At 50.3% G+C, this 21,865-nt stretch carries 19 protein-coding genes; 12 read left to right on the top strand and 7 right to left on the bottom strand.

Annotated features, from left to right (window positions below; translation table 11 throughout):
• Window positions 1–38 precede the first annotated feature (38 nt).
• Window positions 39–515 (bottom strand): NUDIX hydrolase, encoded by a 477-nt coding sequence (locus tag JXQ85_RS13920; protein ID WP_421749542.1) that lies wholly within the window; start codon window positions 513–515, stop codon window positions 39–41.
• A gap of 321 nt (window positions 516–836) precedes the next feature.
• On the opposite strand from JXQ85_RS13920, the gene ctaD reads away from it, so the two are divergent.
• The 3 genes from ctaD (at window position 837) to JXQ85_RS13905 (ending at window position 4,315) form a co-directional block, all read left to right on the top strand.
• Complete coding sequence (ctaD, locus tag JXQ85_RS13915) at window positions 837–2,516, top strand: cytochrome c oxidase subunit I (protein ID WP_421749541.1); 1,680 nt, start codon at window positions 837–839, stop codon at window positions 2,514–2,516.
• Between the two features lie 74 nt (window positions 2,517–2,590).
• Window positions 2,591–3,076 carry a DUF2244 domain-containing protein gene (locus JXQ85_RS13910; protein ID WP_421749540.1) on the top strand — a complete coding sequence of 162 codons (486 nt, stop codon included), beginning with the start codon at window positions 2,591–2,593 and terminating at the stop codon, window positions 3,074–3,076.
• 285 nt (window positions 3,077–3,361) lie between these two features.
• On the top strand, window positions 3,362–4,315 hold the full coding sequence (locus JXQ85_RS13905; protein ID WP_421749539.1) for a hypothetical protein: 954 nt from the start codon (window positions 3,362–3,364) through the stop codon (window positions 4,313–4,315).
• On the opposite strand, the gene JXQ85_RS13900 is transcribed toward JXQ85_RS13905, so the two are convergent.
• Window positions 4,312–5,382, bottom strand: coding sequence for an Mrp/NBP35 family ATP-binding protein (locus JXQ85_RS13900; protein WP_421749538.1), 1,071 nt, complete (start codon window positions 5,380–5,382; stop codon window positions 4,312–4,314). The genes JXQ85_RS13905 and JXQ85_RS13900 overlap by 4 nt on opposite strands.
• Window positions 5,383–5,613: 231 nt before the next feature.
• Here JXQ85_RS13900 and JXQ85_RS13895 point away from each other — a divergent pair, with 231 nt between their 5' ends.
• Both JXQ85_RS13895 and JXQ85_RS13890 read left to right on the top strand, forming a co-directional pair.
• Entirely contained in the window at window positions 5,614–5,829 is a 216-nt protein-coding gene (locus JXQ85_RS13895; RefSeq protein WP_421749537.1) for a DUF1127 domain-containing protein, read from the top strand.
• Window positions 5,830–6,408: 579 nt separating this feature from the next.
• Window positions 6,409–7,419: a DUF2235 domain-containing protein gene (locus JXQ85_RS13890; protein ID WP_421749840.1), complete on the top strand. Its 1,011-nt coding sequence runs from the start codon at window positions 6,409–6,411 to the stop codon at window positions 7,417–7,419.
• 9 nt (window positions 7,420–7,428) lie between these two features.
• Here JXQ85_RS13890 and metF read toward each other — a convergent pair whose 3' ends face one another.
• Entirely contained in the window at window positions 7,429–8,295 is an 867-nt protein-coding gene (gene metF / locus JXQ85_RS13885) for a methylenetetrahydrofolate reductase [NAD(P)H] (RefSeq protein ID WP_421749536.1), read from the bottom strand.
• A gap of 96 nt (window positions 8,296–8,391) precedes the next feature.
• On the opposite strand from metF, the gene JXQ85_RS13880 reads away from it, so the two are divergent.
• Window positions 8,392–9,297: a LysR family transcriptional regulator gene (locus JXQ85_RS13880; RefSeq protein WP_421749839.1), complete on the top strand. Its 906-nt coding sequence runs from the start codon at window positions 8,392–8,394 to the stop codon at window positions 9,295–9,297.
• A 105-nt stretch (window positions 9,298–9,402) separates the two neighbouring features.
• Window positions 9,403–10,194 (top strand): inositol monophosphatase family protein, encoded by a 792-nt coding sequence (locus tag JXQ85_RS13875; protein WP_421749535.1) that lies wholly within the window; start codon window positions 9,403–9,405, stop codon window positions 10,192–10,194.
• A 44-nt stretch (window positions 10,195–10,238) separates the two neighbouring features.
• On the opposite strand, the gene JXQ85_RS13870 is transcribed toward JXQ85_RS13875, so the two are convergent.
• The 3 genes from JXQ85_RS13870 to putA are packed head-to-tail and all read right to left on the bottom strand — an operon-like array spanning window position 10,239 to window position 14,838.
• A complete protein-coding gene (locus tag JXQ85_RS13870) occupies window positions 10,239–10,607 on the bottom strand; it encodes a GFA family protein (protein WP_421749534.1) in 369 nt (122 codons plus the stop codon).
• Entirely contained in the window at window positions 10,604–11,350 is a 747-nt protein-coding gene (locus JXQ85_RS13865; RefSeq protein WP_421749533.1) for a rhomboid family intramembrane serine protease, read from the bottom strand. The genes JXQ85_RS13870 and JXQ85_RS13865 overlap by 4 nt, the downstream gene beginning before the upstream one ends.
• 56 nt (window positions 11,351–11,406) lie before the next feature.
• Window positions 11,407–14,838: a bifunctional proline dehydrogenase/L-glutamate gamma-semialdehyde dehydrogenase PutA gene (gene putA / locus JXQ85_RS13860; RefSeq protein WP_421749532.1), complete on the bottom strand. Its 3,432-nt coding sequence runs from the start codon at window positions 14,836–14,838 to the stop codon at window positions 11,407–11,409.
• Window positions 14,839–14,937: 99 nt separating this feature from the next.
• Between putA and JXQ85_RS13855 the strand changes: the two genes are divergently transcribed.
• Entirely contained in the window at window positions 14,938–15,408 is a 471-nt protein-coding gene (locus tag JXQ85_RS13855; RefSeq protein ID WP_421749531.1) for an Lrp/AsnC family transcriptional regulator, read from the top strand.
• A gap of 134 nt (window positions 15,409–15,542) precedes the next feature.
• On the opposite strand, the gene JXQ85_RS13850 is transcribed toward JXQ85_RS13855, so the two are convergent.
• Window positions 15,543–16,007, bottom strand: coding sequence for an OmpA family protein (locus JXQ85_RS13850; RefSeq protein ID WP_421749530.1), 465 nt, complete (start codon window positions 16,005–16,007; stop codon window positions 15,543–15,545).
• A gap of 146 nt (window positions 16,008–16,153) precedes the next feature.
• Between JXQ85_RS13850 and JXQ85_RS13845 the strand changes: the two genes are divergently transcribed.
• From JXQ85_RS13845 to JXQ85_RS13830, 4 genes are read left to right on the top strand one after another with little or no spacing between them, the layout of a single operon-like run.
• Window positions 16,154–17,284 carry an acyltransferase gene (locus JXQ85_RS13845; protein WP_421749528.1) on the top strand — a complete coding sequence of 377 codons (1,131 nt, stop codon included), beginning with the start codon at window positions 16,154–16,156 and terminating at the stop codon, window positions 17,282–17,284.
• A complete protein-coding gene (locus JXQ85_RS13840; protein ID WP_421749838.1) occupies window positions 17,284–18,753 on the top strand; it encodes an STAS domain-containing protein in 1,470 nt (489 codons plus the stop codon). Before JXQ85_RS13845 ends, JXQ85_RS13840 begins: the two co-directional genes overlap by 1 nt.
• 13 nt (window positions 18,754–18,766) lie before the next feature.
• Complete coding sequence (locus tag JXQ85_RS13835) at window positions 18,767–20,536, top strand: glycosyltransferase family 2 protein (protein WP_421749527.1); 1,770 nt, start codon at window positions 18,767–18,769, stop codon at window positions 20,534–20,536.
• Between the two features lie 29 nt (window positions 20,537–20,565).
• Complete coding sequence (locus JXQ85_RS13830; protein ID WP_421749526.1) at window positions 20,566–21,864, top strand: DUF3131 domain-containing protein; 1,299 nt, start codon at window positions 20,566–20,568, stop codon at window positions 21,862–21,864.
• The last annotated feature ends 1 nt before the right edge of the window (window position 21,865 follow it).

Below are 21,865 nucleotides of genomic sequence, written 5' to 3'. Positions count from 1 at the left end.
AGCGCGAAAGCAACAGTTTTGTAACAGTTTTATGACAATTAAGTCCGCAGTGAGACCTGAAAGTCTTGCAGGATTTTCTTTAATTCCGGTTCGGACACGAGGTTGGCCGCTTCTTCCGGGCTGACCCATTTGCGTGTGCGTTCGCTTGCTTCCGGGAATTGGTCAGACATTTCCTGCACTTCTACCGGGTAGACCAGAGCTTTCACTGGCTGTGGCCACCCTGCGCGCTTGCGTTTCTTGTAGCTGAAATACCCCAGCGCGCGGTCTTCGGTCTGGCCGGAGCGCACTCCGGCCTCTTCCCAGGCTTCAACAAGGGCGGCTTCGCTCGAATCTTTACCGCGCATGGGCCATCCCTTTGGTATGATCCAGCGGCCGGTATCACGACTTGTCACCATAAGAACTTCGCGGCCTGCTGATCCATTGCGATAGCAAAGGGCTGCGACCTGCAAACGGCTGGGCCGCTGCAAAAGAGGGGAGAGAATTTCCCCCCACATGAATTTCAGTGGATTTTTCATCCGAATTGCCTGCGCTCGTTATTTCTGCGGCCTTTGGCCTGATTTGATTGCGAATAACTTAATAAATACACGCGGAAATTGCAAATCACCCAGCAAAGGCCGATTACAGGCAGGTATTTGAGCACATCCGCCTGACACCCCGTGAAACTTGGGAGACTATATTGGGAAAGAGACGGGCAATTTCAGCCCCCGCGACGTTTTTTCTTGATCTGCGTCAAAGACGGTCATTGCCGCGCAGGCCGTAGCACTCTAAAACGTGCAGGAATCCGGGCGGAAGAGGATACTCTTGCGCCAAACATGCACTTCAACAGGAGGCGAGGCATGGCAGACGCAGCCATTCAGGGCCACGACCACGAGGACAACCGCAGTTTCTTTACGCGCTGGTTCATGTCCACGAACCACAAAGACATTGGTATCCTTTACCTCATCGTATCCGCAGTCGTCGGCTTGATCGCCGTTGCCCTGACTGTCGGGATGCGTCTGGAACTTATGGAACCAGGCGTTCAATACATGTGTCAGGAAGGCAGCCGCTTCCTGAGCCTCGGTGCAACCACCGAAGGCTGTACGCCTAACGGGCACCTTTGGAACGTTTTCATCACCTACCACGGTGTTTTGATGATGTTCTTCGTTGTTATCCCAGCGCTATTTGGTGGCTTTGGTAACTATTTCATGCCGCTGCAGATTGGTGCGCCGGACATGGCCTTCCCACGTATGAACAACCTAAGCTTCTGGCTTTACGTTGCGGGTACATCTTTGGGTGTGGCGTCCATGTTCTCTCCAGGTGGCAACGGCCAGCTGGGTTCCGGTGTAGGTTGGGTTCTGTACCCACCGCTGTCGACCTCTGAGGCAGGCCTTTCCATGGATCTGGCGATCTTCGCCGTGCACGTTTCTGGTGCATCTTCGATCCTTGGTGCGATCAACATGATCACAACCTTCCTGAACATGCGTGCCCCTGGCATGACCCTGTTCAAGGTTCCGCTGTTCTCTTGGTCCATCTTTGTGACTGCATGGCTTATCCTGCTGGCGCTGCCAGTTCTGGCCGGCGCGATCACCATGCTGCTGACCGACCGTAACTTTGGCACAACCTTCTTTGATCCAGCAGGCGGCGGTGACCCGATCCTGTACCAACACATCCTGTGGTTCTTCGGACACCCGGAAGTGTACATCGTGATCCTGCCGGGCTTCGGTATCATCTCTCACGTGATTGCAACATTTGCGCGTAAACCAGTCTTTGGTTACCTGCCAATGGTTTGGGCGATCATCGCGATTGGTGCACTGGGCTTCGTTGTTTGGGCTCACCACATGTACACCGTTGGTATGTCGCTGACACAACAGTCTTACTTTATGATGGCCACGATGGTCATTGCGGTTCCGACCGGGGTTAAGATCTTCTCTTGGATTGCGACCATGTGGGGCGGCTCTATCGAGTTCAAAGCGCCTATGCTCTTCGCATTCGGCTTCCTGTTCCTCTTCACTGCTGGCGGCGTAACAGGCATCGTTCTGTCGCAGGCTGGCGTGGACCGTGCATACCACGACACATATTACGTTGTGGCACACTTCCACTACGTGATGTCCTTGGGTGCGGTCTTTGCGATCTTTGCGGGTATCTACTTCTACTTCGGTAAGATGTCGGGCCGTCACTACCCAGAGATGGCAGCGAAAATCCACTTCTGGTTGTTCTTCATCGGCGCGAACTTGACCTTCTTCCCACAGCACTTCTTGGGCCGTCAGGGCATGCCACGTCGTTACATCGACTACCCGGAAGCCTTCGCTTACTGGAACAAGATCAGCTCTTACGGTGCGTTCATTTCTTTCGCGTCCTTCCTGCTGTTCTTCGGCATCATGTTCTACGGTGTCTTCAAAGGTCGTCGTGTGACAGAAAACAACTACTGGAACGAATATGCTGATACTCTGGAATGGACACTGCCGTGCCCACCACCAGAGCACACATTCGAAATCCTGCCAAAACAGGAAGACTGGGACAAAGGCCACGCGCACTAATCCCGCTCTTGGAAATTGCAGCGAGGCCCCGGTTTTTCCGGGGCCTTTCTTTTTGTTCACTTGGAACTTTGACCATGCCGTATCATTGGACAGAGACGCCTGAGGGGCCGGTTGTACTGACCCTGTCGGCGTACAACTCACTTTCGCCTAAGGGCTTTGCTCTAATGGTTGGATTAACGTCAGTCCTTATGATGCTACCTCTGCTATCGGTTTTGGGCACAGCCTTGCTGTGGTGGATGTTGCCCTTCCTTGCGGCGGCGGTGACTGTCTTATGGTGGGCGTTGAAACGCTCTAATCGAGATCGTCAGATCAGTGAGGTCCTGGAGCGGGCAGGGGATGACCTGACGCTGATCCATCGCCCAGCGAAGGGACCTGAGCTGCGATGGCACTGTAACATCTATTGGGTGCGCGCTGAGATACATAAGGACGGTGGACCAGTTGAGCACTATGTGACTCTGACAGGCAATGGAAAAACCGTAGAAATTGGACGATTTCTATCAGAAGACGAGCGAAAATCTTTGTTTCTAGACCTTTCGAAATTCCTAAACAACAGCAAGTAAGCGCTAAACCTGCTCAAACGAGCATGCGAATGTGCTTTAAATATTGAGACGAAATCTATCGATGTGACAGATTATATTGTCGCAGACAGTTGATATTCCCAGAAATAATTTGACAAGATAACTACCCTGAGTTGTTTTTGTATCAAAATGATAACAACTTGAGGTGAGTGAATGCGGTATGGATTTACGCTGCAACGGAGTCTCTGGGCGGTGGCTGGCTTGAATTTCGCGCGGATCACAAATTTAGATAGATCTATTAGAATATTGCTTGGCTCGGCCTTTGGCATGGTTCTTCAACCTGTTCATGCAGAGAACATCAACACACTTTCCGCAAATGCAAATTGCGATATCGTTTCCATCCGTCAGGCGGAGCGCCAAGCGCTGAACGATGACCCGGAAAAAGTCGATTGGTTTGCGCTTGATCGTAAGCAACGGGAATACACTGGAAAAGAGTTGTTGCCGGAACATGAGATCAAAGAACCTGAATTCGACTCGGTCACGGGCTGCGCGATCCGCAACGAAGGTAGTGATGCGCTGAAGGTCAGCACAGAAAGTCCGGCTGAGTTAACTGAGATCGAGAATATGGGCTGGGCCAAGCGTGCAGGCGATACTGGTGATAATGATCAAAATGAAACAGAAGACACTGGTGGCGCGCCCGCGGAGCTACATGCAGATCAACGGCAAAGCTTGCTGGAGAGACTAGGTCTTGGATCCTCCAACCTGATTGTGCAGATCCTTCTAACGGTTTTTCTAGCCGGATCTTGTATCACAGCCGCATTCGGAATGAAGTATCTGTCAAAGATTGTCCTGGGCCTTATTCGTCGCCGCCGCGTCTGTATGATCCCTGTTTCGGTGATGTCACGCGGCAAAGAGATCAAAGGGCATATTACTATTCTTGGTCTGAACTGCAGTCGTTTTGTACCGGATGGAAAAGATGAATGCGCTTATCTATCTCAGCTGCTGAATGAGCCAGAAACCCACTATTTTGATCTTCACGTCGGAGAATTATCCGTCGCGGTGTTTTTAAATGGATTAAATGGGCACTTTACGCCCTGTGCCTTTGACAAACGTTTGTCGGTAAAACTGCAAAGGGCTTTGCTGGCCCATTCGACAATTGAGCCGAAAATCGGTCAGTTGGTTTCTGTGCCACACGACGTCAAGCGGCACAAAAAATATGTGAAAGAGCGTGCAAAGCTGTTTGGCCCAGCAAGCGCCACAGGGCAGGGGGCTATGGCTTAAGCCATGCCACCTTTAATCAAGCCTTCCGCGATCCGCCCATAGGCCTCTGCCATTGGGCCATCACCTGCCGCAATCGGTGTACCGGCGTCTCCAGCCAAACGTGTGTCTAGATCAATTGGCAATGCGCCAAGCAAGGGCACGCCAAGGTTCTCTGCTTCTTTAGCGACACCACCATGGCCAAAGATATGTTCTTCATGACCACAGTTTGAGCAAATATGGGTCGACATGTTTTCGATCATGCCAAGCACGGGTGTTTTCAAGGAGGCGAACATATCGAGCGCTTTGCGTGCATCAATCAACGCGACGTCTTGCGGGGTCGAAACCAAAATAGCGCCGGTCAGTTCGGTTTTTTGGCAGAGAGTCAGCTGAACGTCACCGGTGCCCGGTGGCAGGTCAACCAGAAGCACATCCAATTCGCCCCATTGCACTTGCCCCAGCATCTGTTGCAAAGCACCCATCAACATCGGCCCGCGCCAAACAACGGCTTTGTCCGGGTCCAACATAAAGCCAATCGACATCAGCGTTACGCCGTGGGACTGCAATGGAATGATAGTTTTTCCGTCAGGCGAAGACGGACGTTTTTGAATGCCCATCATACGCGGCTGCGACGGGCCATAGATATCCGCATCTAGCAAACCAACTTTGCGGCCCTGTTTTGCCAAGGCCACAGCGAGGTTGCTTGAAACCGTGGATTTGCCAACGCCACCTTTACCAGACCCAATGGCAAGAATGCGTTTCACGCCTGAAATCTTCATTGGGCCGTCTTGTGGCTTTGGGTGGCCACCAACTTTTAAGCTTGGTGGGGCCTTTTGTTCGGCCGGACCATGGGCTGTCAGCGCTGCTTGGACAGATGTCACACCCGCAACTTGACCGACTACTTGTTCGGCCGCCTGACGCAGGCCTTCCATACGGCGTGCAAGTTCAGGAGTTGGGGCTTCGATAACAAAGCGGACAACCCCATTTTCTACGGACAGCGCACGAATCATGTCCCTACTGATGAGGTTTCCGCCATCTGGCAGCCCTAGGCTTTCAAGAGCGTCTTTGATTTGCTGTTCGGTTGCGGCCATGGCTGGTCTCCTTTTGCGCCACTCTGCGTGGATGGCGCGCCGGTGCAACCCATAATCGTTCTAAAGCTGACTGTGGATTGTACATTTTGCCGCAAAATATGATGGGTTTTTCATCGAATACCTCGGTATTCATTTTCTGCATAGCGGCTTTGCAAGTCTGTCCGTTGTGCAGGTGCAGCATTTCTCTATATCTTTATCACAAGACATGAGAATGAGTTCGGAAGTATCAAAATGGCAAACGCAGCACAGATCAACGGTTTTCAAATCGCAGCTGGTCACACCGGAGAGTCCTTCTTCGCTGCAGCTTGGGCGAAGTACCAACAATATCGTTTGTACCGTCAGACGATCTCAGAACTCCACCAGTTGTCTGGCCGTGAACTGGCTGACTTGGGCCTGACACGTTCCGGCATCATCGCCACTGCTCGCGAAGCGGTATACGGCGCATAAGTATTTGAATTCGAGGGACCTCTTCTCCTCCCTGGTCCTTTGAAGATAGCGGCGACTTCCTCCTCCTCCCTGAAGTCGCCGCAGTTATTCAGGCCAAAAGGCCTACAGATACGGAAACCCTCTCCTCCCTTGGGTTTCTGTTGCAAGACCGGCGGTGCTCCTCCTCCTCCCTGAGCATCGCCGGACCTGACATTCGGGCCATCGGGCCCAACCGGATGCGAACGGCCTACCTCCTCCCTGGCCGGACGCTAACTAGAACGGCGGTGCCCTTCCTCCTCCCTGGCGCCGCCGTTTCTGTTTTCTGGGGTCATTTTTTGGGGAAGATTTACAAGAATCTGACAAGTTTCGGCATAGCGTTGCCCTGTTGCTGCCGCGTTCCCATGGCAAAATCTTAACTAAGATCGTGAAATAGTTGTCACATGAAGTTGCGTGACCATGCGATGACCCGTGATCGCAGACGCACTATGTTATAAGTAAGACAACCATCGAAGCTGAAAGAAAGAAACCGTGAAAACACCGCGTTGGGCCTTAAAACTGCAGACATTGTTCCGCCGAAAGGTTTCGGGACTGCAGGGTGATATGGCGTCAAAGCGCGAGCCACAGGTTCATGTTGTGATCCTCGATGGAACGATGGCTTCCCTTGCAGATGGTATGCTGACCAATGCAGGGCAGACCTATCAATTGCTGAAACGGGCCGTTCCCCCAGTGTCGCTGTATTATGAGGCAGGGGTTCAATTCACAAAATGGCGCAATGCGCCGGATGTGATGATGGGGAAGGGGATCAACCGCCAGATTCGGCGCGCCTATGGATTTCTGGCATCGCGCTATCGTCCGGGCGACAAGATTTTCCTCTTTGGATATTCACGTGGGGCTTTTGCTGCACGGTCTTTGGCGGGTGTCATCGACCGGGTCGGCTTGTTAGAAGCACAGCATGCGACCGAACGAAACGTAAAATTGGCCTATCGCCATTATGAATGCGCACCAGATAGTGATGCGGCCACGGCTTTTGGCGAAAGTTTTTGTCACAAGACTGCAGAGATCGAAATGATCGGCGTATGGGACACCGTCAAAGCGCTTGGCTTGCGGCTACCTTTGCTGTGGCGCTTGACCGAAGAGCGGCACGCCTTTCACAACCACCACCTTGGTCAGTCGGTGCGGCACGGCTTTCAGGCCTTAGCATTGAACGAAAACCGAGCGGTTTTCGAGCCTGTCCTTTGGGAGTGTGATGATCACCTCAATGAAGGATTTGAAGGTCGTGTAGAACAGATGTGGTTCCGCGGCTCTCATCCGGATGTCGGTGGTCAATTGCTAGATCACGAAGCAAGCCGCCCTCTGGCAAATATTCCATTTGTTTGGATGCTGGAAAAGTCTGAGGCTTTAGGTCTCCCCTTGCCTCAAGGGTGGCAGGTGGATTATCCGCAGGACGTCAATGCGCCCTCTGTTGGGACATGGACGGGCTGGGGAAAGTTGTTTCTCATCCGCAAAAAACGCAAGCCTGGCTCAGATCCATCAGAGGCTATTCACCACAGCGTGAATCGCTATGAAAAGATAAAGGGGCCGAAATATCGACCCCTTCGTAAACGTGCTTAAGTCTTTGGCTTAGGCCACATTTTCCAACTTTGAAACCGGGGTAACACCCAGCGCGTGGCAGACGTCACGGGTCAGTTCCGGGCGGTTCAGTGTATAGAAGTGGAAGTGGTCGACGCCTTCAGTGCGCAATGCATCGCATAATTCCGTGCAAAGGGCTGTGGCCAGCAACTCTTCGCGGTTATCCCGTTCTGCTTTTTCGAATGCATCTTGCAGCCAAGTTGGGAAAGACGCCCCACAGCGCGTTGCGAAATTGCGAATGCCTTTCCAGTTTTCGATTGGCTGAATACCTGGAATGATCGGAGCATCGATACCAGCTTTTACGCAGGCATCACGGAACCGCAGGAAGGTTTCAGGCTCAAAGAAGAACTGAGTCAGTGCTTCGGAAGCTCCAGCGTCGATCTTTGCCTTAAGCCAATTGATATTTGCAGCCTGATCCGCCGCATCTGGGTGAGATTCAGGATAAGCGCCAACGCGGACATTGAACTTTCCGGTGTCAGCCAGGGCTTCGATCAGCTCGATAGAATTCGCAAAACCCTCTGGGTGCGCTTGGAACTGGCCGCTGTTTTTAGGTGGATCACCACGCAGGGCGACCAAGTCGGTGACGCCTGCAGCCGCAAAATCATCTGCGATCTTCAAAGTTTCTTCTTTGGTCGCGTTTACGCAGGTCAGATGCGCCGCAACGTTCAGACCGCTGGATTTGTGCAATGTCGCAACAGCATCACGGGTCAATTCGCGGGTGGTGCCACCAGCGCCATAGGTCACAGAAACGAAACGAGGTTGCATCGGAGACAGCACCTGCACAGTGTCCCAAAGGCGGAAAGATGCCTCTAGGTTTTTTGGCGGGAAGAACTCAAAAGAGATTTTCGGTGCGGTCATTTTTCTCGTCCGTTTTTTAGGTTGTCCCCTTGTGACACGTGTAGGGTTGTGAGAAAACTTCATAATACTCAATAACAATATGAGTTTCACATGAAGATGCACATCGAGTTCCGTCACCTGCGTACGGTGAAGGCGATCCATGAATGCGGTGGTTTGGCGCGCGCAGCGGATCAATTGAATATCACGCAGTCGGCTTTGTCTCATCAAATCAAAGGTTTGGAAGATCAAGCAGGCGTTGAGCTATTCGTGCGCCGTTCTAAACCCATGAAGCTTTCGGCTGCAGGTATGCGCCTATTGCGCTTAGCAGAGCGGATTTTGCCAGAGGTTCAGGCGCTAGAAGATGAATTTTCTGGGCTACGCGCCGGGAATTCTGGGCGGCTTCATATTGCGATCGAATGCCATGCTTGCTTTGAATGGCTCTTTCCAGTGCTCGAACAGTTCCGCAAAAAGTGGCCTGACGTGGATGTTGATATCCGTCCGGGGCTTGCGTTTGACGCAATGCCAGCACTTCAGAAGGAAGAAGTCGATCTTGTGGTGTCTTCAGATCCCGAGGACATGCCCGGCGTCGAATTCTCACACTTGTTTGACTACAATCCTGTTTTTGTTGCCTCTAGCGGTCACCCTCTGGCCCAGAAAGACTGGATCGATGCGGAAGATTTCCGTGGTCAAACGTTGATAACCTATCCGGTCGAACGTTCTCGGCTTGATATTTTTAGCCAGTTGCTCACCCCTGCCAAAGTAGAGCCAGATCGCGTGCGTCAGGCTGAATTGACAGCTGTGATCTTACTACTTGTTGCCTCTAATCGCGGCATATCTGTTTTGCCGGATTGGGTGGTCCGTGAGGTGAAATACAGTTCTGATTATGTGACGCGTCCACTGACAAAAGACGGGTTAACGCGAGGGCTATTCGCGGCCACGAGAACCGACGATCTTGAGAAACCATATATGCAGGATTTAATCCGACTGGCGGGAACTGAGGCCAAGAAGCTGCAAAGCGTCTGATTGGTGTAAAAACCAAGTAAAAAACAACCTTCTGTCTCCCTTATGCTCTTGGCAAAAGGGGCGTCTGGGTGTATCCGCGCAATCTGACGTCAAAGGAGCCGGATGATGCAGGGCAGCGCCAATCTTAACATTATGATGAAAGCCGCGCGTAAGGCGGGGCGGTCTCTGGTGAAAGACTTCCGCGAAGTGGAAAACCTGCAGGTGTCTTCTAAAGGTGCAGGCGACTTTGTCAGCAAAGCTGACATCGCTGCTGAGGACATCCTAAAAGAAGAGCTGATGGGCGCGCGTCCGACTTACGGCTGGCTGGCCGAAGAGGGCGGCGAAGAAGAGGGCAAAGACCCGACACGCCGTTGGATCGTTGACCCGCTTGATGGCACAACAAACTATCTGCACGGTCTGCCGCATTGGGCGATTTCGATTGCCTTGGAACACAAGGGTGAAATCGTTTCAGGCGTGATTTACGACCCTGCTAAAGACGAGATGTTTTACGCTGAAAAAGGCGAAGGTGCTTGGTTGAACGACAGCAAACGCCTGCGTGTTTCCAGTCGGAACCGTATGATTGAATCCATTTTCGCGACCGGCGTGCCATTCGCAGGCCGTCGCGATTTGCCTGATACCCTACAAGACCTTGCGCGTATCATGCCAACCTGTGCTGGTGTGCGCCGTTTTGGTTCCGCTGCATTGGACCTCGCCTATGTGGCTGCGGGTCGATACGAAGGCTATTGGGAGCGTAACCTAAATGCATGGGATTTGGCTGCTGGCATTATCATCGTGAAAGAAGCCGGTGGTTTCGTGCGCGGTTTGGAAGACAGCGACAATATTCTGGAAACCGGCTCTGTGTTGGCTGCAAATGAACCGATTTGGGATCAATTCTCAAAAGTGATCCGCGGCTATTAACGCGCTGAAATATTTATAAAAATGGGCGCTTTGAGCGCCCTTTTTTATGCGCGGTCCTTCGGGTGATTGGTGCCATCCATCCAAGGAACATCCCCTAGATCACGAGGGTTGATCCCTTCCAAACAGGCCACGTTAATGCCGTACTGACTAGGGTCGCTGCGGCGTTGATGGTGTGTGTAAATCCCGCAGGTTTTACAAAAGTAATGTTTGGCTATGCCCGTGCCCCATTGGTAAAGACTGAGATTGTCCGCGCCCTTTAGGATTTTCACGCCTCCTTCAACCGGTGCACTCACCGCAATCGCGCCACGGCGGCGGCAATAAGAACAATCACAGCGTCGGGCAGTCTCTAAGCCCTCGGAAAGGGTCACATCCATCTCAACAGCTCCGCAGTGGCAGGTCAGGCGATAGCTCATTTGCGTTTTCTCACTTTGGGAATATTTGTGCGTCTAAATGAATAAGTGGCGTCCGGGTGCGGAGGATGCCCATCGGTGGTCCGCCAGAAGGACGCGCCACCCAGCCTGAGCCATAGGGGGATTGTCAGGATCACGCCGATGATAAACCCGCCAGCATGGGCCCAATAGGCTACCCCTCCTGCAGAGCTGTCAACTGCAAGACTGTTCACCAATTGTAGCCCAAACCACAGGCCCAGCATGATCCAGGCGGGTAAGGTGAACACTTTAAAAAAGATGATTAGAATCAATAGAATATCAACACGTGCCTTTGGGAAAAGCAGTAGGTATCCGCCCATCACGACGGCGACCGCACCAGATGCACCAATCGTAGGAATTTGGTTAAACGGGTCGGAAAGCACCTGCGCCATACCTGCACCGATGCCGCCAATGATATAGAAGGCGAGAAAACCAATATGGCCCATTTCATCTTCCATATTGTCGCCGAAAATCCAGAGAAACAGCATATTTCCAACAAGGTGCATGATCCCACCGTGTAGGAACATCGATGTGAACAGCCCCTGTAGGTCCTGGCCGGTCGATACGCGATCCGGGAACATGGCATAATCGTTGTAAAACGCGCCGAGGAGCCGGGGCTGGTCAGCCAACGGCCAAGAATAAAGAAAGACCGCGATGTTTATCGCGATCAGCGCATAGGTCACAAAGGGCAGGCGACCGGACGGGTTGTGGTCTCGAATTGGAAACATGGCCACACGCTGGCCGGGATTGACCGGGGCGTCAAGACGCCCCGGTCAATCGATGCTTAAGCAGAGCCGCCCAAAAGAGCCGCATTGCCGCCAGAAGCTGTGGTGTCGACACAGACGTGGCGTTCTGCTCGGGCGCGCGTCTTGTCTGGTGCACCAACGATCAATGGGATGATGGGGCCGTTTCGCTCAGAAAGCGCTTGTTCGTAGGCACGCGCGCTTTCCTCATTTCCCCACCATATGACGCCAGAAAATCCTTTTAGTTTCAATAGATCATGAGGTGAAAGCAATCCACTGACAGCCACGGCACGTCCACCGAGTTTTTGGATTTCAGCGGCCTGCTCCTGAGCGGTCTGATGACCCGGCCCCAGACACAATACGGGGGCACGTGGCTCAGTCGAAAGACGGTTGGATTCGCCGGTTGGCCCCGGCAAAGTCACTGTTTCAATCGGCGCGCCTTCGGGCGCTGTGTCTATGGCTTTCTGCATGGAGGATATTCCTTGCGGCTCTGTGAAAGTGTCAGTGCTAATTTTGGGTGTCACCTGCTTGAAACGAGACAAGTAATGCGGCCCGCCTGCCTTAGGTCCCGTACCTGAGAGGCCTTCACCCCCAAAGGGTTGGCTGCCAACAATTGCACCGATCTGATTGCGGTTGATATAGACGTTGCCTGCATTGATCCGGTCCGACACATGCTGCACACGATCATCGATCCGCGTCTGCAGACCAAATGTTAACCCGTAGCCGGTAGCATTGATTGCATCAATGACAGCGTCCAATTCTGAAGCCTTGAAGGTTGCGACATGCAGTACAGGGCCAAAGATTTCTTCTTTGAGATCATCAATGCCGTCAATCTTTAGGATCGTCGGTGCAATGAAAGTACCAGTCTGGGGCGTGTTCATCGAAAATAACACGCGGCCGTCTTTTTGAGCCTTTTCGATGTGGTTCGCGATATTTTGCTGCGCGGCCAGATCAATGACAGGCCCAACATCGGTTCGGAACTCCCATGGATTGCCCTGATGCAGTTCTTTCACGGCTCCTTGCAACATTGTCAGGAATGTCTCGGCAATATCTTCTTGCAAATAGAGGCAGCGCAATGCGGAGCACCGTTGCCCAGCAGATTGGAACGCGCTTTCAACAATGGCAGTGACGGCTTGCTCTGGCAAAGCGGTTGAATCGACGATCATGGCATTCAAGCCACCGGTTTCTGCGATGAAAGGCGTGCCAGGGGCCATATGGGCTGCCATGGCCTTTCGAATGCGCTGCGCAGTTGCGGTGGACCCTGTGAAGCATACACCGTTCACGCGCGGATCTGAGGTGATGGCAGCGCCAACTTTCGCCCCGGACCCTGGTAGATATTGCAGCGCATGGCGGGGCACACCGGCCTCATGCAACAGTTTCACCGCTTCAAATGCGATCAATGGGGTTTGATCCGCAGGTTTTGCAAGGACTGCATTGCCAGCCGCCAGAGCCGCAGAGATTTGGCCAGTGAAAATTGCGAGTGGGAAGTTCCAAGGGCTAATGCAGGAAAAGACGCCGGCAGCTGGTGCACTTGGCGCGTTTGCCCCGTAGTAGCGCAAGAAGTCCACTGCTTCGCGCAGCTCGGCCACCTGATCCAAAGGAGTTTTGCCGGCCTCCCGCGCCAACATTGCAAAGAACACCCCTTCGTTTTCTTCAAAAAGATCGGCGGCTTTCGCAAGCACGGTTCCGCGTTCCTTAGGTGAAGCATCCCAAGGTTTTGCAGCACTCAGCGCTGCTTCAACGATAGTGCTATCTGCATGTGAAACCGTGCCTAAATCGTCGGATGGCAAATAGGGGTTTTTCACTGGTAGTGACAGGAGTTCTGATCCTTCTGAGGCGATCAGAGGAACGGCATGCCATTGGGTTGATTGAAAGGGGGAACGTGATGCTTCAAACCGTTCAAGTGTCGGCACATCGTGCAGATCAAAGCCCTTCGAGTTTATACGTGCCGGCGCAAATAGCTGTGTCCCGTTTGGAATGTTTGATCCATCATGCGTGTAGGCGTCGAATGGATCACGCGCGACCACTGCCGGTGGAACATCTTCGTCAACGATCTGGTTTACAAAGGAACTGTTCGCGCCATTTTCCAACAGGCGTCGTACAAGATAGGCCAGTAGATCGCGGTGCGCGCCGACCGGTGCATAAATCCGGCATCGTGTGCCATGCTGATCTTTAACGATGTCATGCAGGTTTTCACCCATGCCATGAAGTCGTTGGAATTCAAAAGTTTGAGGATCATCCGCCATTTCCAAAATAGCAGCAACCGTATGGGCATTATGAGTGGCAAATTGCGGATAGATCCGGTCCGTCATGCCCAGCAGCTTATGCGCATTGGCGATGTAGCTGATATCGGTGGCTGTTTTCTGCGTGAAAACAGGAAAGCCTTCAAGACCTTCAACCTGTGCACGTTTGATCTCGGTATCCCAATAGGCGCCTTTGACCAAACGCACCATGATTTTGCGATCAAGTCGCTGAGAGAGGTGATAAAGGTAGTCAAGTGTCGCCCCAGCGCGTTTGCCGTAGGCCTGTACAACCACACCAAACCCATCCCAGTTCTTGAGCGCGGGTTCAGCCAAAACAGTTTCAATGACGTCCATCGAAATGCTCAGGCGATCTGCTTCTTCAGCGTCGATGTTCAAACCCATTCCAGCTGATTTCGCCAATAGTGCAAGCGAGCGTAGTCTCGGCACCAACTCCTGTAAGACACGGTCTTTTTGCGGTAACTCGTAGCGGGGGTGGAGTGCAGATAATTTTACAGAAATGCCTGGGTTTTTACGCGTATCGTCGTTCGTACAGGCCGTCGCGATTGCGGTGATCGCGCGTGAATATGCCAAGTGATATTGCATCGCGTCGGCATCAGTCTTTGCGGCTTCACCAAGCATGTCGTATGAATAGGTGAACCCGTTCTGTTCGTATTCCGACGCACGCTCCATGGCGCTGTGAATGGTCTCACCCAATACAAATTGGCGGCCCATTTCCTTCATTGCATGGCCAACCGCAGTGCGAATAACCGGCTCGCCTAGCCGTTTCACAGCACTTTTGAGTGTTCCGATGATGCCGGATTGTTCTTCTTCAAGCACTTTGCCTGTCAGCATCAATGCCCAGGTGGATGCATTGACCAAGGACGATGTTGATTGCCCCAAATGCGTTCCCCAATCAGAAGGGGCAATTTTATCTTCGATGAGCGCGTCAATTGTTTCCGCATCAGGAACACGCAACAGCGCCTCTGCCAAACACATCAAGGCGATCCCTTCATCCGTCGAGAGACCGTATTCAGCAAGAAAGACTTCCATCAAACCCGGCTTTGACTGCTCACGGATTTGGCGCACAAAATTGGCTGCAGACTTGGATATGGCGTCACGTTGTGCCGGATCAAGATCGGCAGACGTGATCAGCTCTTGCACCAATAAAGTTTCAGATGCGTAGGTTGTGGTATCGATTAAGTGACGGCAGGAAGTCATCGGGGTTTCCATGAATTGATTTCTTGGGTAAGCATATATCCAAATATTCAGTCGAATTTCCTTTATTGTTAAGGCTTGATAGTCGATTCGACTTAAATTTGGAGATTTCATATGCGAAGTGGTGATGTCGAGTTGGACGCTTTTGATTCCAAGATTCTTGAGGTTCTGGCCAGTGACGGGCGCACCTCAATTACGTCCTTGGCAAAACAAGTTGGATTATCCAAATCTCCGACGCAGATGCGCCTCAGGCGTCTTGAGGCTCAAGGGGTGATAAAAGGTTACAAAGCGATGTTGGATCCGGTCCGTTTAGGACTGGATCACGTCGCGTTTATCGAAGTGAAGTTGAATGATACGCGCGAGGCAGCGCTAAAGGCATTTAATGCAGCAGTAAGGCAGCTGCCCGAAATCGAACAAGCGCATATGATCGCATCAAACTTTGATTATCTTCTGAAGGTGCGCACTTCGAGTATGGCATCTTATCGCGTCGTTCTGGGTGAAAAGATCTCAACCTTGCCGCATGTCGCAAGCACCTCAACCTTCGTGGTTATGGAAGCCGTCAAAGAATTTGGAGGTGAGGGTTAAGCTTAAGGCCTAGCTTTCGGCGGGCCAGTCGCTCCATTACGTTACATGCCGCAATGGGATAGTAGCTTATATCTGGAAATGGCACGAAAAAGCGCTTTGTAGTCATGCCCAGATCAAACCGGCGGATCAAACAGTTAGCTGCAGCGGGCTGCGCGAATTTCAACACGCCTTTGCCATTTGCTCCCAGGAGATTTCGCCGGCAAGGGGGCGCTTTCCCCCTTTGCGCTAACGTTCTGAATGCGCGCGCCAGAATCTAAAACACGTGACAACGACTCTTTGACTACCTGCGCTCGTTTCAATGAAATTCGTTGATTGGTTTGTCGCTGACCACCTGTATCGGAATGTCCGATTAATTGAATACAAGCAGTGCCGAGTGTTTCCCCATTTAAGAGTTCGCCAAGCAACTTAATTTGCATTTTACCAAGCTGATCTATGTCGGTCCCGCCTTGTGGGAAGAAAATGTGGCTTTCTCCAATCACTCCACCGGGGTGACCGGGCATGACCGAAGGAATGCTGTCAAATTCAAGAGTTTGTGCTGTCACAGCTCCTGAAACACACACAGCGCAGACAGTAGAAATAACAAGTCGTTTTGAAACCATTTGCCGATCCTCTTGATAGGACTGGCTAGCATCGAACTGTTAACAGAAAGACAATTTGGTTCAGAAATTATTTTCCGCAACCGTTTGTAAAATTTACTTTTTATCGATCCTTTTCGTTGAAGCTGTCGAAAGACGAGGGACGATTTATGAATGATCAACGCATGGTTTGGCTAGATTGCTTGCGGCTTATCGCCGGGCTTTCGATGGTTGGGCTTCACAGCACCGCTGATCCAATGGGACTTCCCTGGGTCAACTACGAGCCTGTTGAACGCGTGATCCCCTTGGCGCTTAGGTCACTTTTTTATACAGCACGAACTGAGCTCTTTTTAATGATTTCGATGTTTTTACTATTGCTGTCCTTAGATCGGCGTTCACGGGGCTATGTCGAAACGCTTCGTGAGCAGGCTAAAAGGCTATTGATCCCCTTTCTGTTTTGGACATTTTTTTTCGCAATATTTGGGCTCATTAAAGCCACCCAATTTGGGTATTTATCTGATGCCAAAGCGCAGCTTATTGATCCTCTGTCTTGGCTAGGATTTTTGGTGCTTGGCGATGTGAAATACCATATGCATTTCCTCCCAACCTTGTTCTGCCTTTTGTTGTTTTATCCAGTTTTTAAACTGGCCGTGACCTATCCTGTTTTAGGAGTTTTGGTGATTTTCTTCTTGCTGGCACGAAGGGAACTAGATGGGTTTGTCTATGCGCAATTTTGGGGAACCGAAGGCCTTGGATATCTTACCCGTTTGATCAAGGTTTTAACCTACGTTGGCTACGGGCTTATCGCCGGCGCTGCGGTCGGAATTTGGCAGAAAACGTCCAAAGAAAACCTTAGTCAATGGTGCCCGCTTATACTCTTGTGCAGTGTGATCCTGTTCCTGTTTAAATTAATTGCAACGATTAAGACTATCCAGACAGGGGCTTGGCAATTTTCATATCTTCCTGGGTATTGGGCCGATTTCCTCATGCCTGCACTTTTGTTCTGTGGCTGCCTGGTCTTGGGTCATAAATCTTGGCCGAGCTCGGTTTCAAAATGGGCTAAGTTCTCGTTTGGAATTTATCTTTGCCATCCAATATTTCTTGATCTCTGTGAGATAGTGTTAAGGCCGTTTGATTCGTCGCCAACTGTCCAGGTGTCTTCCAAAATTCTATTGGTCTTACCGGCAAGCTATCTCTTGGTTCGTCAATTATCACAATCCAAACACTTGGCCTGGACGGTCGGATTGGGCCCATTTCCTAAATTCAACGGGTTATTTTCTCAAACAAGGAGGTTGCAGTGATGCGGATGGAAATAACTGAAGCGCATGATGGAATTGCGGTGATCAAACTCTCCGGTGCGCTCACAAAGTCTAGTTGCTTGCAGATCCTATCAACAAAGATTGAGGATCTGATAAAACATGGTCGATCTGGGATAATTATCGAACTTTCGGGGTGCCGAAAACTAAACGCATCTGGCTTGGTCGCACTGTCTGAATTGCCCGCGCTTTATCCATCGGCGCATATTGAATTTTGTTGCCTTCCTGGTTTTGTTTCTCGGAAATTCTCGACATTTGGATTGGATCGCGGCCTCAATATATCATCTTCAATTCAAGACGCTTTGAAGGGCGCAGGTCTTCGTAAGCTCAAGCTTTCGCAGACAAAAGTATTCATTCACTGTGGCTCTGATCGAAATTTGTTCAGTCGATTTCCAAATCCGCTTTTAGATGTATTGGGCCGCTCAGTTTTAGAACGGAACCTTGATTGGTTGGAACGTTTCGGTGTGCAGAATATCTATCTAAATTCAACAAACGCGATGACAGAGATAAACGCATTGCTGCAAAAGAGGCCGCGATATCATCAGAACGTCTTTAGTACGCGGATCATATCCAAATTCGAAGAAATTCACCCAGGTCATTTCGTGGGAGCATTTGATATTCTTCGTGCGCATCAAGGCTTTCATGGGTCATTCACGGATGATTTTTTGTTTGTTAAAGGTGATGACTTTTGCGCCATTGACCTAGGAGAGATGATGAACGCACATAGGTCGGCAGGCGCTGATATTACCTATGCTGACAGCAAGCCGCTTCATATGACAAACCTCAATCAGCTGCATCACAAGCAACAAATTATTACAGCTGCTGATCTGGTGAAAAGTGTTTCAAAGCCAGAAACTGTGCCCAATTCTTCGAAATTCTCGAGTGGGGCTATGATTTTATCCCCAAAGCTATTTGACCTGCTACCAATTGAAGTACGTGGCTTGTATGATGAGGAGTTAGTCTCATTTGTTCGTCAGTCTGGTGTAAAAGTACAAGCGTTTTCAGCGCGATACTTAAATTTAAAGGTCTCGAGCCTATCCCAATATTCTGAGGCTTTAAGGGCGGCAATGAACAGCCAAACCCGCGGATTAAATGCAATAGGTCGCCAAGTAAAACCTGGTATTTCTATTGCAGCTAATGCTGAAGTTTCTAGGCAAGTTGCGCTACAAGACAACTGTTATCTAGGCGATGGCGCAACTGTCGAAGCCGGGGCAGAGTTGTCAGGAGTGACAATCGTTCAAGCGAACGCTCACATCGCAAAGAACTGCGTTTTAAACAATTGTATCGTCATGCCCGGAACGGAACTAGAGCAGGGGTATTGGGGGCAAAATCAGCTCATTCACAAGGATGGTGTGTTAGATTTGAGATCATACTCTAGGGGTTTTCCAAATCATATCATGGGGGTTTCTGCCGATTTTCCGGCACCGATGCACGCAATTCAAAAAACCGCATAAGGTCGTTTTTGAAATGAAACAGGAACCCTATTTCCATCATTTTTGCGATCGCGTAGCACCTGAATTTCAACCGCTCTCGGAAAAAGAAACCGTGACTTGGCAGCTTTTGGCGAGCATCACGATTGGGTTCGGATTCTGGTATTTGAGTTGGAGGTGGCTTGAGAGCTTGAACCCTGAGGCAATGGGTTTTTCAGTGCTGGTCGCGAGCTGTGAAACGTTAGCCTTTTGTGGAACCTTGATATTTTACTATGATATTTGGGCTGAGAAAGACTCTTTTCCAGAAGGTCATTCACCCCCGAAGTTTTGGTCAGAAAAAACACCTGACAGGTACATCACGGTCGACATATTTCTAACGACATTTGATGAACCTGTTGAGGTCGTTGAGCCATCTATCTCTGCTGCAAAGCAATTGGCCGTCAACGGTTCTGTTTCTGTATCTATATACCTGCTGGATGACGGAGACAGAGGCGACATGCAGGATCTCGCATCGCGATGCGGTATTAACTACTTATCTCGCAGCGGAAACCGGGGGTTTAAAGCTGGAAATCTCGCGAATGCTTTGCTTAGAACTGACGGTGAATACTTCGTAATATGTGATGCCGATACTCGATTGTTTCCGAGTTTCCTCAGCAATACATTGGCCTATTTTCAAGATCCAAAAGTGTCCTGGGTGCAAACCCCGCATTGGTTTTATGATCTATCTGAAGGGCGCCGTTGGGAAGATTGGCTTGCCAATAAAATTGGCGAGTGGGCCGTAAAATTTGCACCATTTTTTCGGCTTGTATCTGGCAGTGAAAAAACTGGTGCAGATCATTTTCATTCCGATCCAACTATTTTTTTCGATCTTATTCAACGTCGGCGGAATAGAAACGGGGCGTCCTTTTGTTGCGGGGCCGGTTCAATTCATCGACGCGAAGCCGTGTTGCAAAACGCATTGTTGGAAAAGGCAAAAACAATCGCACTCAAAGCTGGGGCCCATGGGCGAGCCGAAAGTAAGTTGCTCTCTCCAAGGATCGAGATTCAACCCTTTAAATATCATGTGTCCGAAGACATTTTCACATCTATCCAAGCACACACAAACGGTTGGAAGTCGGTTTATCATCCCAAGATCGAAGCGCAGATGCTTTCACCTTGGTCAGTATCAGCTTGGGCCATTCAAAAACTAAAATACGCAGGAGGGACTTTTGACATTCTTCTGAATGCAAACCCACTTTGGAATTCCAACATGCCTTGGAGGGTAAGGTTACATTATCTTGCGACCTTTTGGTCTTATTTATCGGTGTTCATTTTATCGATTATGGTTCTTTCACCTGCTTACTCATTGCTCACCGGTTATGCACCAATCGAGTCCTTTTCCGTCGACTTCTTTGCGAGACTTTTACCCCTTTTGATTTGCAACGAACTGGCGATGTCAGTCACCAGTAAAGGCGCGTCATTTCACAGATCAAAGGTGGTTGCATTTGGGACAATTGCGATCCAATTACGGGCCTTTTTTCTTGTTGCTCTAGGCCGGAAACCGAAATTTCCAACAACTCCAAAACTTCCAGATTCAAAGGTATCAATTCGATTCGCGCTTCCAAACCTTATCCTATTGTCCGTGCTTGGCTTTTCAATTTTTTGGGGCGTTCTGATGTATTGCCTAAATCGCGATACTCACTCGCTATCTTTTTTAATTGTTAATGTATTTTGGCTGTCTTGGAGCCTCATCGCTTTGCTTCGAATGACACTATCGATGCTCAGCAACCCGGCGTTGCCAACAAAGCTGAATGAAAACTCGGTGTAGATCCTGACATAGTAAAAGCGAACCCTGAGATGGCTTATATTCAAAGATCTAGTTTTATATTCTTAGCGGGACTTTTGATTGCATCTGGAACCGCGATTGGAACTGAATTGACCGTAGGACGAAAGGAAACCAATTTTCGAGAACACCTCGATTACAGTTCGCCTGACCTAATTCCAATTGCGCCGCAACGTGAGTTGACAGATTTGGATAGGAGAGCGCTCAAGGTTGCCTGGCGTTACATAGAGCAAAATACACGAGGCGAGACAGGGCTGGTCGATAGCGTTGCCGGGTTTCCATCAACCACCATGTGGGATCAGGGATCATATATATTTGCGCTTATTGGAGCCAAAAAAATTGGCCTTATCTCAGAATTGGAGTTTGTATCTCGGATTGAGAGACTCCTGTTGAGTTTGGAAGTTCTTCCGCTTTTTGATGGCAAGCTGCCGAATAAAGCTTATGACACCCGAACGCTTGAGATGGTGAATTATCAGAACGAAGTTTCAGATACTGGGATCGGGTGGTCAGCTTTAGATATCTGTAGAACCTTAATGGCATTAAAAGCTCTGGAAAAAGAATCTCCAGCGCATTCCGAAATTGTCCGTCGAATAGTTCGAAAGTGGAATTTCTCGAATATGGCCTCCGCCGGGGAGCTCTGGGGCGCGGCGGTCATCGATGACGAAATCAAGTATTTGCAAGAAGGTCGTTTGGGATACGAGCAATATGCTGCACGAGCTGCGGCTTTGTGGGGGCTCGATGTTTTTGAAGCTACATCGGCGAAGCGATCATTAGATTGGGTAACCGTTGAAGGCGTTGAGCTGCCGACAGATACGCGGGTTTCTCAGTCATTTGATGCGATCAGCCCAATTCTAAGCGAGCCTTATCTATTACAGATTTTCGAAATGGGTTGGGATAGAGAAACACACCTCTTTGCCAGTCATGTATTCGCCGCGCAAGAAAACCGGTATCGATCTAGTGGGCAATTCACGGCGGTTTCTGAGGATCATATTAATCAAGATCCTTTTTTCTTATACTCATCAGTATATTCGGACGGCGAAGAATGGGCCGTAGTGACAGAAGATGGAACGAGTTACCCACAATTTAGAACCGTCAGCACAAAGGCGGCATTCGGGTGGGACGCGGTGTTTGATACAAACTACACGAGTGATTTGGTTGATCATGTGGCTGGAACCGCGCATCCAGATTTTGGATGGGCGGCAGGTATTTTTGAACTTGATCGCGAATTGAATAGCGTTTTTGCGCTAAACACCAACGCGGTGATTATTGAGGCAATCCATTTTAAGTTGCTGGGACCTATGTGGCGTTACTAGA

Source organism: Cognatishimia sp. (assembly GCF_049116455.1).
GTDB lineage: Bacteria > Pseudomonadota > Alphaproteobacteria > Rhodobacterales > Rhodobacteraceae > Cognatishimia.
This window is presented reverse-complemented; position numbering and strand designations above follow the sequence as displayed.

Bases quoted from the DNA above. Each gene is read 5' to 3' on its own strand.
- JXQ85_RS13920 (WP_421749542.1), bottom strand. From the start codon at position 515: ATGAAAAATCCACTGAAATTCATGTGGGGGGAAATTCTCTCCCCTCTT.
- ctaD (WP_421749541.1), top strand. From the start codon at position 837: ATGGCAGACGCAGCCATTCAGGGCCACGACCACGAGGACAACCGCAGT.
- JXQ85_RS13910 (WP_421749540.1), top strand. From the start codon at position 2,591: ATGCCGTATCATTGGACAGAGACGCCTGAGGGGCCGGTTGTACTGACC.
- JXQ85_RS13905 (WP_421749539.1), top strand. From the start codon at position 3,362: ATGGTTCTTCAACCTGTTCATGCAGAGAACATCAACACACTTTCCGCA.
- JXQ85_RS13900 (WP_421749538.1), bottom strand. From the start codon at position 5,382: ATGGCCGCAACCGAACAGCAAATCAAAGACGCTCTTGAAAGCCTAGGG.
- JXQ85_RS13895 (WP_421749537.1), top strand. From the start codon at position 5,614: ATGGCAAACGCAGCACAGATCAACGGTTTTCAAATCGCAGCTGGTCAC.
- JXQ85_RS13890 (WP_421749840.1), top strand. From the start codon at position 6,409: ATGGCGTCAAAGCGCGAGCCACAGGTTCATGTTGTGATCCTCGATGGA.
- metF (WP_421749536.1), bottom strand. From the start codon at position 8,295: ATGACCGCACCGAAAATCTCTTTTGAGTTCTTCCCGCCAAAAAACCTA.
- JXQ85_RS13880 (WP_421749839.1), top strand. From the start codon at position 8,392: ATGCACATCGAGTTCCGTCACCTGCGTACGGTGAAGGCGATCCATGAA.
- JXQ85_RS13875 (WP_421749535.1), top strand. From the start codon at position 9,403: ATGCAGGGCAGCGCCAATCTTAACATTATGATGAAAGCCGCGCGTAAG.
- JXQ85_RS13870 (WP_421749534.1), bottom strand. From the start codon at position 10,607: ATGAGCTATCGCCTGACCTGCCACTGCGGAGCTGTTGAGATGGATGTG.
- JXQ85_RS13865 (WP_421749533.1), bottom strand. From the start codon at position 11,350: ATGTTTCCAATTCGAGACCACAACCCGTCCGGTCGCCTGCCCTTTGTG.
- putA (WP_421749532.1), bottom strand. From the start codon at position 14,838: ATGGAAACCCCGATGACTTCCTGCCGTCACTTAATCGATACCACAACC.
- JXQ85_RS13855 (WP_421749531.1), top strand. From the start codon at position 14,938: ATGCGAAGTGGTGATGTCGAGTTGGACGCTTTTGATTCCAAGATTCTT.
- JXQ85_RS13850 (WP_421749530.1), bottom strand. From the start codon at position 16,007: ATGGTTTCAAAACGACTTGTTATTTCTACTGTCTGCGCTGTGTGTGTT.
- JXQ85_RS13845 (WP_421749528.1), top strand. From the start codon at position 16,154: ATGAATGATCAACGCATGGTTTGGCTAGATTGCTTGCGGCTTATCGCC.
- JXQ85_RS13840 (WP_421749838.1), top strand. From the start codon at position 17,284: ATGCGGATGGAAATAACTGAAGCGCATGATGGAATTGCGGTGATCAAA.
- JXQ85_RS13835 (WP_421749527.1), top strand. From the start codon at position 18,767: ATGAAACAGGAACCCTATTTCCATCATTTTTGCGATCGCGTAGCACCT.
- JXQ85_RS13830 (WP_421749526.1), top strand. From the start codon at position 20,566: ATGGCTTATATTCAAAGATCTAGTTTTATATTCTTAGCGGGACTTTTG.